Source organism: Enterobacter cloacae complex sp. SHL012 (assembly GCF_049237505.1).
Classification (GTDB): domain Bacteria; phylum Pseudomonadota; class Gammaproteobacteria; order Enterobacterales; family Enterobacteriaceae; genus Enterobacter; species Enterobacter kobei.
In genome coordinates this window covers 138611-153081 of the sequence record NZ_JBMKIZ010000006.1, presented here as the reverse complement: position 1 = coordinate 153081, position 14471 = coordinate 138611, and the positions used below count along the sequence as shown (strand labels likewise).

Below are 14471 nucleotides of genomic sequence, written 5' to 3'. Positions count from 1 at the left end.
ATGCAGAAACAACATGATAACGTCATTCTGGAACTCACCGTCCGCAACCATCCTGGCGTCATGACCCACGTCTGCGGGCTGTTTGCCCGCCGGGCGTTTAACGTGGAAGGCATTCTCTGTCTGCCGATTCAGGGCAGCGAGCACAGCCGCATCTGGCTACTGGTCAACGATGACCAGCGTCTAGAGCAGATGATGGCGCAGATCGACAAGCTGGAAGATGTCACCAAAGTGGCGCGCAACCAGTCCGATCCCACCATGTTTAACAAAATTGCGGTGTTTTTCGAGTAGATCGCTTAAGGTAAGCGTCTTTCGCTCTTGTAGGCCGGATAAGCGCAGCGCCATCCGGCGTTTTCAGACCGCAGGATCAAACATGACCACCATCGCTCTCATCGACGACCACCTTATCGTCCGCTCCGGCTTTGCCCAGCTTCTCAACCTCGAACCCGATTTTCAGGTCGTGGCCGAGTTTGGCTCCGGTCGTGAGGCGCTGGCGGGCCTGCCGGGGCGTGGAGTGCAGGTCTGTATCTGCGATATCTCAATGCCGGATCTCTCCGGTCTGGAGCTGTTAAGCCAGCTGCCGAAAGGGATGGCGACGATCATGCTCTCGGTCCACGACAGCCCGGCGCTGGTCGAGCAGGCGCTCAACGCGGGCGCACGCGGGTTCCTCTCAAAACGCTGTAGCCCGGACGAGCTGATCGCCGCCGTGCGTACCGTCTCCACCGGCGGCTGCTATTTAACACCGGATATCGCCATTAAGTTGGCGGCCGGACGTCAGGATCCGCTCACTAAACGCGAACGTCAGGTTGCAGAGAAACTCGCACAGGGAATGTCGGTGAAAGAGATTGCGGCCGAGCTGGACCTGTCGCCAAAAACCGTCCACGTTCACCGCGCCAATCTGATGGAAAAACTCAACGTCAGCAACGATGTCGAGCTGGCGCGCCGCATGTTTGATAGCTGGCAATGAACCCGCTGTTTTCGCGGCTGATCGCCGTCGTCGCCAGCTTTTTTATCTTTTCTGCCGCATGGTTCTGCCTGTGGAGCATCAGCCTGCATCTGGTGGAGCGACCCGAGCTGGCGGTATTGCTGTTCCCCTTCGGCCTGCGTCTGGGGTTGATGCTGCAATGTCCCCGCGGCTACTGGCCCGTTTTGCTGGGCGCAGAGTGGCTGATGCTGGTCTGGCTGGCGCAGGAAGTTGCGCTCACGCAGCTGCCATTATTGATGACCGGAAGCCTGCTCACGCTTATCCCGGTTGCGCTCATTTCCCGTTATCGTCACCAGCGTGACTGGCGCACGCTGCTGCGTCAGGGGGCGGCGCTGATTGCCGCCGCGCTGCTGCAATCGCTGCCGTGGGCTGGCGACAAGGAGATGCTCAACGCCCTGCTGCTGACCCTCACCGGCGGGCTGACCCTTGCGCCGACCTGTCTGGTTTTCTGGCACTACCTCACCAGCACCGTCTGGCAGCCGCTGGGGCCTGCGCTGGTCTCCCAGCCCGTCAACTGGCGCGCCCGGCATCTCATCTGGTATCTGCTGCTGTTTGTGGTGAGCCTGTGGCTACAGCTCGGCCTGCCCGCAGAGCTTTCACGTTTCACACCGTTTTGTCTGGCGCTGCCGATCATCGCCCTCGCCTGGCACTACGGCTGGCAGGGCGCCTTAATTGCCACGCTGATGAACGCCATCGCGCTCATTGCCAGCCAGACCTGGCACGACCATCCGGTGGACCTGCTGCTTTCCCTGCTGGCTCAAAGCCTGACCGGGCTGCTGCTGGGGGCGGGGATCCAGCGTCTGCGCGAGCTGAACCAGTCTCTGCAAAACGAGCTGGCGCGTAATCGCCGTCTGGCGGAGCGTTTGCTGGAGACGGAAGAGAGCGTGCGGCAGGAGGTCGCCCGTGAGCTGCATGATGACATCGGCCAGACCATCACCGCCATCCGCACCCAGGCGGGCATTGTCCAGCGTCTGGCGGCGGAAAATGCCGGTGTGAAGCAGGGCGGGGCGCATATCGAACAGCTTTCGCTGGGGGTTTATGACGCCGTTCGCCGCTTGCTGGGACGGCTGCGTCCGCGCCAGCTTGACGACCTGTCACTTGAGCAGGCGATACGCTCCCTGATGCGCGAGATGGAGCTGGAAAGCCGCGGCATTGTCAGCCATCTCGACTGGCGAATTAATGAATCTGCGCTGAGTGAAGGCCAGCGCGTGACGCTGTTCCGCGTCTGTCAGGAAGGGCTGAATAATATCGTCAAACACGCCAATGCCAGCGCGGTCACCATTCAGGGCGGCCAGCAGAACGATCGCCTGACGCTGGTGATTGAAGACGACGGCTGCGGCCTGCCGCCGGGCTCCGGCCAGCAGGGTTTTGGCCTGGCGGGCATGCGCGAGCGCGTGAAGGCGCTGGGTGGCACGCTGGCTATCTCCTGTACTCACGGGACGCGCGTTAGCGTCAGCCTGCCGCTAAGGAACCACCATGTTTAAAATGCCTGCCAACGCCTCACCGCTAGGCGACAAAGCGGAAATTGACGCGCGCTACCGCTACTGGCGTCGCCATATCCTGATGACCATCTGGCTTGGCTATGCGCTGTTTTACTTTACCCGCAAAAGCTTTAACGCCGCCGCGCCGGAAATCCTCGCCAGCGGCGTGATGACGCGTACCGATATCGGCCTGCTGGCGACGCTGTTTTACATCACCTACGGCCTGTCGAAGTTCTTCTCCGGCATCGTCAGCGACCGCTCCAACGCGCGCTACTTTATGGGCGTCGGGCTGATTGCCACCGGCGTGGTGAATATCCTGTTCGGCTTCTCCACCTCGCTGTGGGCCTTTGCCCTGCTGTGGGCGCTGAACGCTTTTTTCCAGGGCTGGGGAGCGCCGGTTTGTGCCCGTCTCCTCACCGCCTGGTACTCGCGCAACGAGCGCGGCGGCTGGTGGGCAATCTGGAACACCGCGCATAACGTCGGCGGGGCGCTGATCCCGATGGTGGTCGGTGCAGCGGCGCTGCACTACGGCTGGCGCGCAGGGATGATGATTGCCGGGGGCCTGGCGATTGTTGCCGGGCTGTTCCTCTGCTGGCGCCTGCGCGACAGGCCGCAAACCGTTGGACTGCCTGCGGTAGGCGACTGGCGGCACGACGAGATGGAGATTGCCCAACAGCAGGAAGGGGCGGGGCTGACCCGCAAAGAGATCCTGACTAAATACGTGCTGAAAAATCCCTACATCTGGCTACTCTCGCTCTGTTACGTGCTGGTTTACGTGGTACGTGCGGCGATCAACGACTGGGGCAATCTGTACATGTCGGAGACGCTCGGGGTGGATCTGGTCACCGCCAACTCGGCGGTCACGATGTTCGAGCTGGGCGGATTTATCGGCGCGCTGGTGGCAGGCTGGGGCTCGGACAAGCTGTTTAACGGCAACCGAGGCCCGATGAACCTGATCTTCGCCGCCGGGATATTGCTCTCCGTCGGCTCGCTGTGGCTGATGCCGTTCGCCAGTTACGTGATGCAGGCGGCATGCTTCTTCACCATCGGCTTCTTCGTGTTTGGCCCGCAGATGCTGATCGGCATGGCCGCGGCGGAGTGCTCGCACAAAGAGGCGGCGGGTGCGGCGACGGGGTTTGTCGGGCTGTTTGCCTATCTTGGCGCATCGCTCTCCGGCTGGCCCCTGGCGCGGGTGATCGACACCTGGCACTGGAGCGGTTTCTTCGCGGTCATCGCCATCGCGGCGGGGATCTCTGCCCTGCTGCTGCTGCCCTTCCTGCACGCGCAGGCCCCGCGCGAAGCGTGACACACTTCACCTTTTACTGCCGAGTGGCGCAAAACTAAGAAATTTTCCCGGTTTTACCTGGACGCTGTCTCAGGCATCTCTCCCGGCTGATTTTTACAATGCCTGCCATTCGCAGGTAAAAATCAGCTCAGGAGCAAACCATGCTGGCCTTCCTCAATCAGGTGCGCAAGCCGACCCTGGATCTGCCGCTCGACGTGCGGCGCAAAATGTGGTTCAAACCGTTCATGCAGTCGTATCTGGTGGTCTTCATCGGCTACCTGACCATGTACCTGATCCGCAAAAACTTTAACATCGCGCAGAACGACATGATCTCGACCTACGGGCTGAGCATGACGCAGCTGGGGATGATTGGCCTGGGATTCTCCATCACCTACGGGGTGGGGAAAACGGTGGTTTCCTACTATGCGGACGGTAAAAATACCAAGCAGTTCCTGCCGTTTATGCTGATTCTCTCCGCCATCTGTATGCTCGGCTTCAGCGCCAGCATGGGCGCAGGCTCCGTGAGCCTGTTCCTGATGATCGCTTTCTATGCCCTGAGTGGTTTCTTCCAGAGTACCGGCGGATCGTGCAGCTACTCCACCATCACCAAATGGACCCCGCGCCGCAAGCGTGGTTCGTACCTCGGCATGTGGAACATCTCGCATAACCTCGGCGGTGCGGGCGCGGCAGGCGTGGCGCTGTTCGGCGCGAACTATCTGTTCGATGGCCACGTGATCGGCATGTTTATCTTCCCGTCGATTATCGCCCTGATTGTCGGCTTTATCGGCCTGCGCTTCGGCAGCGATTCCCCGGAATCTTACGGCCTCGGCAAAGCCGAAGAGCTGTTCGGCGAGGAGATCAGCGAAGAGGACAAAGAGACCGAAGAAAACGAGATGACCAAATGGCAGATCTTTGTTGAGTACGTGCTGAAAAACAAAGTGATCTGGCTGCTGTGCTTCTCAAACATCTTCCTGTACGTGGTGCGTATCGGCATCGACCAGTGGTCGACGGTGTATGCCTTCCAGGAGCTGAAGCTTTCTAAAGAAGTCGCGATTCAGGGCTTCACCCTGTTTGAAGTGGGCGCGCTGGTCGGCACGCTGCTGTGGGGCTGGCTCTCGGATCTCGCCAATGGCCGCCGCGCGCTGGTGGCCTGCGTCGCGCTGGCGCTGATTATCGCCACGCTCGGCGTCTATCAGCATGCCAGCAACCAGTACGTTTACCTGGCGTCCCTGTTTGCGCTCGGCTTCCTGGTATTTGGTCCACAGCTGCTGATTGGCGTGGCGGCGGTCGGGTTTGTACCGAAAAAAGCGATCGGCGCAGCCGATGGGATTAAAGGCACCTTCGCTTATCTGATCGGCGACAGCTTCGCCAAGCTGGGGCTGGGGATGATTGCCGACGGTACGCCAATTTTCGGCCTCACCGGCTGGGCAGGCACCTTTGCGGCGCTGGATGCGGCAGCCATTGGCTGTATCGTCCTGATGGCGATGGTTGCGGTGCTGGAAGAACGTAAAATTCGTCGCGAAAGGCGAGTGCAGAAATTGAAAACAGCCTGAGTGTGCAGGTAACTTCTTTGCCCGGTGCGTTTTGCCGGGCTTTTTTGTTTTGTACGTCCTGCCTTTACCCCGCTTTACACTCTCCCTCCTCTGTATGCTCTACAGTATTTTTGCTGCCGCCTTTTGTGCAGCCTTAGAACGGAGAGCCTGCATGTTAACCCGACGATTATCCTGCCTTGCGTTGCTGATGGCGCTGGCGTCACCCGCAATGGCCGCGGATACCCCTTCCTACGGCGAGAAGCTGGAAGGTTTCGATTACGGCTGGCCGGTAAAACACTTTACCTTTACCTCGCAAAACCAGTCTCTGGATATGGCTTATCTGGACGTTAAGCCGGAAAAACCCAACGGTCGCACCGTGGTATTGATGCACGGCAAAAACTTCTGCGCTGGAACCTGGGACGGCACGATCCGCGCGCTCTCGGCCAGGGGTTATCGCGTGGTGGCACCCGACCAGATCGGTTTCTGTAAATCCACCAAGCCGGAGCGGTATCAGTACACCTTCCAGCAGCTGGCGGACAATACCCATGCGCTGCTCGCATCCCTGGGTGTCGATCGCGTGACGGTTATCGGGCATTCGACCGGCGGCATGCTGGCGACGCGCTACGCGCTAATGTGGCCGCAGCAGGTGGAACAGTTGGTGATGGTCAATCCGATTGGGCTGGAAGACTGGAAAGCGCGCGGTGTGCCGCATATTACCGTCGACCAGTGGTACCAGCGCGAACTGAAAGTCAGTGCCGACGGTATTCGTCAGTACGAGAAAAACACCTACTACGCTGGGGAGTGGAAGCCGGAATACGAGCGTTGGGTGACCATGCTCGCCGGGCTGAACAACGGGCCGGGCAAAGCGCGCGTGGCCTGGAACTCGGCGCTGCTCTACGACATGATCTACACCCAGCCAGTTATCTACGAATTTAGTGAGCTGAAGATGCCGGTATTATTGATGATCGGCACGAAGGACAACACCGCCATCGGGAAAGATCTCGCCCCGCCGGAGATCCGCAAGACGCTCGGCAACTATGCGGTGCTGGGGAAAGAGACGGCAAAACGCATTCCGCACGCGACGCTGGTGGAATTTAACGATATGGGTCATGCGCCGCAGATGCAGGATCCTGCGCGCTTCCACGAGGCACTGCTGAAGGGACTTCAGCGCGGCGATCCGCTTTCAGAATGATTTTCCACCTCTTTTCACTGCACTAATAGCATTTTGCCCGCTGTCGAGGCCTTGCGTTTCCCGCTATGATAAGCGGCTAGTCTAAGGAGAACGCATGGTCTGGATAATGCTGGCAACGCTTGCCGTGGTGTTTGTGGTGGGATTTCGCGTCCTGACCTCAGATTCCCGCCGCGCCATCAAACGTTTAAGCGAACGGCTGGGGATCACCCCGATGCCGGTTGAGTCGATGATCGATCAGTTCGGTAAAACGCCGGGCAATGAGTTTATCCGTTATCTTGAACGCCCGGACGAGGCGCATCTGCAAAACGCGGCGCAGGTATTGCTGATCTGGCAGGTCTGCATTGTCGACGGCAGTGAAGAGAACCTGCATACGTGGCACCGTCTGCTGCGTAAAGCCCGCCTGGGTGCGCCGATAACCGATGCGCAAATTCGTCTGGCGCTCGGCTTTATGCGCGAGATGGAGCCCGACCCGCAGGAGCTTAATGCCTTTCAGCTACGCTATAACCATCTTTTCCTGCCGGAAGAGGGCGTGTTTTACCTGCATTAATTCCCTCTAAAAACCACAAAAGTTGTCTAAACGTTAAATCCGTCACACTTTTGATGATAAACTGCGCGACTTTTCCGCACGTTTTTATCTTCAGGTGACGCCATGACAGAACATATCCAGCCCTCGACCAGACCGCAGACCAAAGAGGTTTCACGCCCCAACTGGTCGGCGGTTTTCTCCGTGGCGTTCTGCGTTGCCTGCCTGATCACCGTCGAGTTTCTGCCGGTCAGCCTGTTGACGCCGATGGCGCAGGATCTCGGCATTTCCGAGGGCGTGGCGGGGCAGTCCGTTACCGTGACCGCCTTTGTGGCGATGTTCGCCAGTCTGTTTATTACGCAGGTGATTGGCGCCATTGACCGCCGCAAAGTGGTTATTCTTTTCAGCGTCCTACTGACGCTCTCCTGCCTGCTGGTCTCCTTCGCGGAGAGCTTCACCCTGTTGCTGCTGGGGCGCGCCTGTCTGGGACTGGGTCTTGGCGGTTTCTGGGCGATGTCCGCCTCGCTCACCATGCGCCTGGTACCCGCGCGTACGGTGCCGAAAGCGCTGTCCGTCATCTTCGGTGCGGTCTCCATCGCGCTGGTGATTGCCGCACCGTTGGGCAGCTTCCTCGGCGGGATCATCGGCTGGCGTAACGTCTTCAACGCGGCGGCGGTGATGGGCGTGCTCTGTATTCTCTGGGTATGGAAGGCATTGCCGTCCCTGCCGGGCGAAGCGGCGCATCACAAACAGAATATGTTCAGCCTCCTCAAGCGTCCGGGTGTGCTGGCGGGGATGACCGCCATCTTTATGGCCTTTGCCGGGCAGTTTGCCTTCTTCACCTATATCCGTCCGGTGTATATGACCATGGCGGGCTTTGACGTGGATGGTCTGACGCTGGTGTTGCTGAGCTTTGGTATCGCCAGCTTTGTCGGTACGTCGCTGTCGTCCCAGTTCCTGAAACGTTCCCTGAAAGTGGCGCTGGCTGGCGCGCCGCTGGTACTGGCAGTGAGTGCCACGGTGCTGGTGCTGTGGGGTAGCGATAAGTGGGTCGCCTCGGCGATTGCGGTTATCTGGGGCTTTGCCTTTGCGCTGGTGCCGGTGGGCTGGTCGACGTGGATTACTCGCTCGTTGGCCGATCAGGCGGAGAAAGCCGGGTCGATTCAGGTGGCCGTGATCCAACTGGCAAACACCTGCGGCGCGGCGGTGGGCGGCGTTGCACTGGACCATCTGGGACTGACGTCACCGCTGGTGATTTCCGGTACGCTGATGTTGCTGACAGCGCTGCTGGTGGCCGGGAAGGTTAAGGCGAAGTAAACCAAATGTCCCCTCTCCCCTATGGGGAGAGGGGACATCAGGCTACGCCGATGCCTTAACCCTTCTACGCGAATCCATCGAAATCAACACCACCGACGACACAATCAACAGCGTCCCCAGCCAGTCCGGCAGGGTGAACGCCACACCCAGCAAAACCACCGACAGTAATGCGCTGCTCAGCGGCTCGGCGCAGCTCAGAATGCTTGCCTTCGGCCCGCCAATCATCTGTGCGCCTTTCAGATACAGGCTAAATGTTAGCGCCGTACCGATTACCACCAGGTAGAAGAAGGCCAGCAGCAGGCCGCCGTCAATCACAAAGGTGGTCCCGCGTCCGGCGTAGAACGGCGTCAGCATGAGCCCGGCAATCAACATACTCCAACCGACAATCGGCAGCGTGCCGTAGCGGGCAATAAGTGTTGAGGGATACGTGGTGTAAAACGCGGCAGCAAAGGCCGAGGCGATACCGAAGAACAGCGCGGCAGGGGAGATGGAGAGCGAGGTCGGGTCGCCGTGAGTCACCAGCAGGAAAGTACCGATCAACGACGTAAAAATCGCTGACAGGACAAACACGCCGGGACGCTTTTTCCGCGCCAGCGCAAACCAGGCCACGATAATGGTCGGTGACAGAAACTGCAGCACGGTGGCGGTAGCCGCGTTGGATTTTTCAATCGTCAGCAGGAAGGTGAGCTGCACGGTGAGCGCGCCAACCAGAGAGAAGAACAGCAGGCTGAGGGCATCTTTGCGATGCTTGATGACCGAGAAAATCTTGTCGCCGTGAACGAAAGAAAGCGTCAGCAGGATCACGCCGGTAAACAGCAGGCGAACCATGGTCAGGTAAGGCGAAGAAATGTGGCTTTTCTCCATGATGTACTGCGCGCAAACCCCTGAACTTCCCCATAAAACGGCGGCGATCAGGACGTTTAACATCCCTTTGCGTGTGGAACCCATGTTCTCCCCTGCTATGTTGATTTTTTTGTAGCATAACATGGGATCTTGCCGGGTTGTGTGCGGCCTGATGCCCTCACCCCAGCCCTCTCCCACGGGGAGAGGGAGAAAACACTAAAAACGGCAACGTTGCGTTGCCGTTTTGCGTTTACCTTGCTAGAACCACGCCTCCCACATCGCGCCGACGTTGAAGTCGTCCAGCGTTTCGTCTTTGGTATTGTTCACGCGGGCGGTGCGTTCGTTATCTACTTTGCCGCCAGTCACGTAGAAGCGCAGCATTGGACGGAACTCCGGACCCATGGCGATAGACATGTTCTGCGACAGGGTCAGCTTCCAGCCCTTGTTATCGCCGCCGTTGTCATAATCAACGTGCTGCCAGCCCGCTTCGAGCCAGGTGGAGTGAACGTCGTTCCACCAGTGCATTGGGCGCACGATGGCGTTGTAGTTCTTACGGTTGTCGGTCTTATCACGACTGTTGTCGTAGTCGTGGAAGGCGAGGATGTACTCTACCTGCGTGGCCTGGGTGAATTTGTATAACCCTTCGAAGCTGGCGTAAACCGTGGTCAGATCCTCGGTTTTGTTGAACACGCTGTTGTCCGCATTATCGGAGTAACGCGCGATCACCTTGTTCACGCCGCTGTCGTTGGTGTGGCTCAGCACCACGCCGCCCTGCCAGGCGTTCAGGCGCTCGTCGCTTTCAACCGCTTTGGAGTCAAAGCCGTAGTTAGCGTACAGCTCCATGTCGATCGGGCCGAGCTTCATGCCATGAATTTTTGACGTCGCGGCGTAGTTGCCTTTGTCGCCCGTGCCGGAACCGCCGGTACAGGTGATGCGCGATGGGTTGGCTTCATCCTCCATCACTTCCGGGCTACAGGATTCCACCGCCGCCACGGCAGCGACGTCAAACTGCACGCCGCCGATGTCGAAGTTTTTCACACCGGCACCCTGGCCGTCGTGGTTCATCCAGAAGTAATCGTTAATGCCCTGCTGTGGACGCTGATGGAAGTCACGGCCCGCCCAGAAATAGGCGTTCGGGTTGGAGGCCATAATGTTGGTCACGCCCGCGTAGGCTTTTTTAAGGTTAACTTCGTCGCCCCAGTGGTCAATCATCACGTTGATGTCCCAAATGGCGCCGTTATCACCCTTGAAGGCTTTAGAGAGCTGGAATTCCCCACCGTTGCCCTCGTTACCCAGACGACCAATCGCGGAGGCGCCGTTGTAGGAACCGTCCACCGCTACGTATTTCTGATCGGCGGCCTGGAAGTGCGCGCCGTAGCGGGCGTAACCGGTAAATTTCACCCCGAATGGGATCGCCATATCCGGGGATTGCGCCGCGCTTTGCGGCTCGGTCACCACGTCTGCCTTTTTCGCGACCGCAGCATCCATTTTGGCCTGCCGCTCGGCCAGCGCTTTGTCCACCGCTTTAGCCACAATGGCGTCGATTTGCTCCTGCGTAAATTCTTGTGCGAGTACAGAAATTGGGCAAAGCGCGGCGATAACCGCCATGGTTAATGGAAGTTTTTTAATCGTATTCATGGTTATCTCAATATAGTTTAATTTTATTCAGACAATAACCATCCCGCTCCGATCTGACAGAGTATGTCGCTATCATCAGAACAAGTGGATCTCTATTTAGGGTACAGAGGTATTACATTAATTATTTCGCCATAGACTATCTCTGATATAAATGAATAATTTCTTCGGATAATTCACGCGCTAATAAGGAGTTCATTAAATGATCCTGGGCATGAACCATAATTAAGGTCATCGGCTGGCGGCCTTCGCCAGCATCCTGCTCAATCAGTTTGGTTTGCATCTTGTGCGCCTGGCGCGCGTAGCCATCGGCTTCGCGCAGCAGACTTTTGGCCTCGTCAATGTTGCCCTGACGCGCCGCGTGCAGGGCTTCAAAGCACAGGCTGCGGGACTGTCCGGCATTGACGATAATTTCCATTACGGCTTCTTCTAGTGCGATCATCATCATTACTCTTGTTCAAAACTATTATTTAAGGCGGTGGCGGCAAACCACTCTCCGCTTTTCTTAATGGTGCGCTGCTGCGTCTCTACATCGAGCTGAATAAACCCGTAGCGATTTTTATACGCATTACACCATGACCAGTTATCAATAAACGTCCACATATGGTAGCCAAGACAATTGCAGCCCTCGCTAATCCCTTTATGCAGCCACGTTAAATGCTCAGAAATAAACTCGATACGGTATTTATCGTTAATCTGGCCATTTTCAATAAAGCGCTGTTCATTTTCGACACCCATGCCATTTTCCGAAATAAAGCAGCGCGGGTTGCCGTAATTATCACGCAGGTTAACCAGAATATCGTAAATACCCGGCGCGTAGATTTCCCAGCCGCGGTACGGGTTCATCTTGCGGCCCGGCATTTCGTAGTTATCAAAGAACCACTCCGGCATAAACGGCGCCTGCGGGTTCACCGCGCTGTCACGACACTTAACGCGGCGCGGCTGATAGTAGTTCACGCCGAGCAGGTCGATTTTCCCTTCCGCGATCAGGGCGCTATCTTCCGGCTTACAGGCAGGCAGCTGATCGTATGCCTTCAGCAGCGCAACCAGGTCCGCCGGGTATTCGCCGCGCAGGACCGGGTCGAGGAAGCTGCGGTTAAACATCAGATCCGCAATGTGTGCCGCCTTCACGTCCGCCGGGTTTTGCGAGCGCGGATAGGACGGCGTCAGGTTTAATACGATGCCGATTTCCCCCGCGTAGTGACCGGCGCGGTAGGCCTGAACCGCCTTTGCGTGGGCCAGCACGGTGTGATACGCCACGGTGGCTGCCCGACGAAAATCCACCACGTTCGGGTAGTGGAAGTCGTACAGATAGCCGCCTTCCACCGGGACGATCGGTTCGTTGAAGGTAAACCAGTGCAGCACGCGATCGCCAAACAGCTCGAAGCAAATCTGCGCATAGCGGGCGTATGCGTCCACGACTTCTCGGTTTTCCCAGCCACCGATCGCCTGCATCGCCATCGGCATGTCGAAATGGAACAGGGTAATAAACGGCGTGATGCCCTGTTCATTCAGCTCATCAATGACCTGATGATAAAAATCGACCGCTTCCGGGTTCACTTCACCGATACCGTCAGGGATCAGGCGCGCCCAGCTAATCGAGGTACGAAAGCTGTTGTGGTTCAGCTGCTTTAACAGCTGAATGTCCGTTTTCCAGTGCTGATAAAACGTGGAGGTCTGCTGCGGCCCCACGCCGTTGTGAAAACGGTTTGGCTCGCGGGCAAACCAGTAATCCCACGTGGTTTCGCCCTCTCTTGCCCCTTCCGTCTGGAGAGCGGAGCTTGCGCTGCCCCACCAGAAGTTATCGGGAAATGCGTATTTCATGACCTTTCCTCTTTGACTTAATTGCTTGCGGTTTCGGCAGCACCGACGGTCGCCTGCGCTTTCTGCTCTTCGTTTTTCATCAGCGTACGCTCATAGGCACGCAGGAAAGGCAGATACATCAGCGCGGACATCACCATACACACAAGGCACATCACCACCGGGCTCAGCGCCCAGTTCGCCGCCCACGAGGCGCCAATCGGTGCCGGGGTGGTCCACGGGGTTAACGAGACGACCTGCGCCAGCCAGCCGAGTTTGGTTGCCGCATACGCCAGACAGGCGTTGATCAGCGGAACGCACACGAACGGAATGAACAGCATCGGGTTCATGATGATCGGCGCGCCGAACAGAATCGGTTCGTTGATGTTAAAGAAGCTGGGCACCACGCCCATTTTGCCGATGGTACGCAGATGGGTAACGCGGCTGCGCAGCAGCAGGAACGCCAGGGGTAACGTGGAGCCTACGCCGCCAATCAGCAGGTAGTGATCCCAGAAGCCCTGCAGGTATACGTGCGGCAGCGCCGCGCCGGCCGCCAGTGCCGCCTGGTTTGCCGAGAGGTTCGCCATCCAGAACGGGTTCATGATGCCGGTGACAATCAGCGAGCCGTGGATACCGGCGAACCAGAAGATCTGGCACAGCAGCACGGAGAGCAGAATAGCGGGCAGGGAGTCGGAGGCAGAGACCAGCGGCTCCAGCAGGTGCATGATCGCCTGCGGGATAATCATGCCGGTTTCCGCTTCGATGAACAGGTTCAACGGGTGCAGGGTACCGATCACCACCATCACCGGGATCAGGATCTCAAACGAACGCGCCACGCCGGTCGGTACTTCTTTCGGCAGGCGGATGGTGACGTTGTTCTGCTTCAGCCACGCATAAACGCGGGTGGCGTAGATGGCGGTGATCAGCGCGGTAAAAATGCCCTGGCCGGAGAGATACTGGGTCGAGATTTTACCGTCGGCATACGGCGCGGCGACCAGCAGGAAGGCCATAAATGCCAGCAGGCCGGACATCACCGGGTCGAGGTTAAACTGGCGCCCCAGGCTCGCCCCAATCCCCACCGAGATGAAGAAGGTCATCACGCCCATGCTGAGGTTAAACGGCAGCATCAGCTGTTCGCGGTAAGTCTGGGAGAAATCCAGCCAGCCGCGCGCAAAGCTATTGGTAGTATCCGCCGAAAACGGCGGGAAGATGAACACCAGCATAAACGAGCCGATGATCATGAACGGCAGCGCGGCGGTAAAGCCGTCGCGGATAGCAATCACATACTTTTGCTGACCAAGTTTGGCGGCCAGCGGGGTAATTGACTGCTCAATCACCGCGACCATGGATTGATATAACGAACTCATGTGAACACCTTTTAGTGTGCCGCTTCGATGAGCGACAGAGCATAGTCCAGTACTTTATCGCCACGCTGCATGCCGTAGTCCATCATGTCGATGGGCTGGACCGGAATGCCTTTCGTAGCCGCCTTGTCTGAGAGTGTCTGTAACATGTATTTCACTTGTGGTCCGAGAAGCACCACCTGGTATTGCGGAAACTGCGTATCAAATTCGGAAACACCGTACGCATCTATTTTCACCGGCAAACCACGTTCTTTCGCGACATCGACCATTTTGCTGACCAACAGGCTGGTGGACATCCCGGCAGAGCAGCACAGCATAATCTTGAACATCGACAACCATCCTCTAAATGTAAAAAGTTATTGCGGGAATGATTGGACATTATACGGAAACCGGTTTCCATTCATAAAAGACAGAAGTGTGACAACCATCAAGATCCCTTACTTATGAGGCTAATTAACCGGATGTAAGTCACATAATTTGGCTGTTTTGACATCATTTTGAGTGGAAACGGAAAATC

The 14471-nt window shown here is 57.7% G+C and carries 14 protein-coding genes; 8 read left to right on the top strand and 6 right to left on the bottom strand.

Features of this window, described 5'->3' with window-relative positions; all coding sequences use genetic code 11:
• The 8 genes from ilvN (at nt 1) to nepI (ending at nt 8312) form a co-directional block, all read left to right on the top strand.
• The gene (gene ilvN, locus ACOTY9_RS18620) at nt 1–288 is read left to right on the top strand and encodes an acetolactate synthase small subunit (protein WP_010426528.1); all 288 of its coding nucleotides are present in this window, start codon (nt 1–3) and stop codon (nt 286–288) included.
• Between the two features lie 82 nt (nt 289–370).
• On the top strand, nt 371–964 hold the full coding sequence (gene uhpA / locus ACOTY9_RS18615) for a transcriptional regulator UhpA (RefSeq protein ID WP_014881931.1): 594 nt from the start codon (nt 371–373) through the stop codon (nt 962–964).
• The gene (gene uhpB / locus ACOTY9_RS18610; RefSeq protein ID WP_045134486.1) at nt 961–2466 is read left to right on the top strand and encodes a signal transduction histidine-protein kinase/phosphatase UhpB; all 1506 of its coding nucleotides are present in this window, start codon (nt 961–963) and stop codon (nt 2464–2466) included. The genes uhpA and uhpB overlap by 4 nt, the downstream gene beginning before the upstream one ends.
• Nucleotides 2459–3769, top strand: coding sequence for an MFS transporter (locus ACOTY9_RS18605; RefSeq protein ID WP_032635256.1), 1311 nt, complete (start codon nt 2459–2461; stop codon nt 3767–3769). The genes uhpB and ACOTY9_RS18605 overlap by 8 nt, the downstream gene beginning before the upstream one ends.
• A gap of 140 nt (nt 3770–3909) precedes the next feature.
• Nucleotides 3910–5301: a hexose-6-phosphate:phosphate antiporter gene (gene uhpT / locus ACOTY9_RS18600; RefSeq protein ID WP_045269323.1), complete on the top strand. Its 1392-nt coding sequence runs from the start codon at nt 3910–3912 to the stop codon at nt 5299–5301.
• Nucleotides 5302–5452: 151 nt separating this feature from the next.
• Nucleotides 5453–6472 (top strand): alpha/beta fold hydrolase, encoded by a 1020-nt coding sequence (locus ACOTY9_RS18595; protein ID WP_248197476.1) that lies wholly within the window; start codon nt 5453–5455, stop codon nt 6470–6472.
• A gap of 94 nt (nt 6473–6566) precedes the next feature.
• Nucleotides 6567–7019: a DUF1198 domain-containing protein gene (locus tag ACOTY9_RS18590; protein ID WP_047625373.1), complete on the top strand. Its 453-nt coding sequence runs from the start codon at nt 6567–6569 to the stop codon at nt 7017–7019.
• A 102-nt stretch (nt 7020–7121) separates the two neighbouring features.
• Nucleotides 7122–8312, top strand: a complete 1191-nt coding sequence (nepI, locus tag ACOTY9_RS18585; RefSeq protein ID WP_045281341.1) for a purine ribonucleoside efflux pump NepI — start codon at nt 7122–7124, stop codon at nt 8310–8312.
• A 42-nt stretch (nt 8313–8354) separates the two neighbouring features.
• Here the strand turns inward: nepI and ACOTY9_RS18580 are convergent, their stop codons facing one another.
• The 6 genes from ACOTY9_RS18580 to ACOTY9_RS18555 all read right to left on the bottom strand — a co-directional run bounded on the left by ACOTY9_RS18580 (nt 8355) and on the right by ACOTY9_RS18555 (nt 14283).
• Nucleotides 8355–9260: an EamA family transporter gene (locus tag ACOTY9_RS18580; RefSeq protein WP_014881941.1), complete on the bottom strand. Its 906-nt coding sequence runs from the start codon at nt 9258–9260 to the stop codon at nt 8355–8357.
• A gap of 153 nt (nt 9261–9413) precedes the next feature.
• Nucleotides 9414–10793 (bottom strand): carbohydrate porin, encoded by a 1380-nt coding sequence (locus ACOTY9_RS18575; protein WP_014881942.1) that lies wholly within the window; start codon nt 10791–10793, stop codon nt 9414–9416.
• 136 nt (nt 10794–10929) lie between these two features.
• Nucleotides 10930–11232: a PTS lactose/cellobiose transporter subunit IIA gene (locus tag ACOTY9_RS18570; RefSeq protein ID WP_029741865.1), complete on the bottom strand. Its 303-nt coding sequence runs from the start codon at nt 11230–11232 to the stop codon at nt 10930–10932.
• A gap of 5 nt (nt 11233–11237) precedes the next feature.
• On the bottom strand, nt 11238–12614 hold the full coding sequence (locus tag ACOTY9_RS18565; protein ID WP_023336505.1) for a glycoside hydrolase family 1 protein: 1377 nt from the start codon (nt 12612–12614) through the stop codon (nt 11238–11240).
• 17 nt (nt 12615–12631) lie between these two features.
• Nucleotides 12632–13957, bottom strand: coding sequence for a PTS sugar transporter subunit IIC (locus tag ACOTY9_RS18560; protein ID WP_348566027.1), 1326 nt, complete (start codon nt 13955–13957; stop codon nt 12632–12634).
• Nucleotides 13958–13968: 11 nt separating this feature from the next.
• Entirely contained in the window at nt 13969–14283 is a 315-nt protein-coding gene (locus tag ACOTY9_RS18555) for a PTS sugar transporter subunit IIB (protein WP_014830072.1), read from the bottom strand.
• Nucleotides 14284–14471 lie beyond the last annotated feature (188 nt).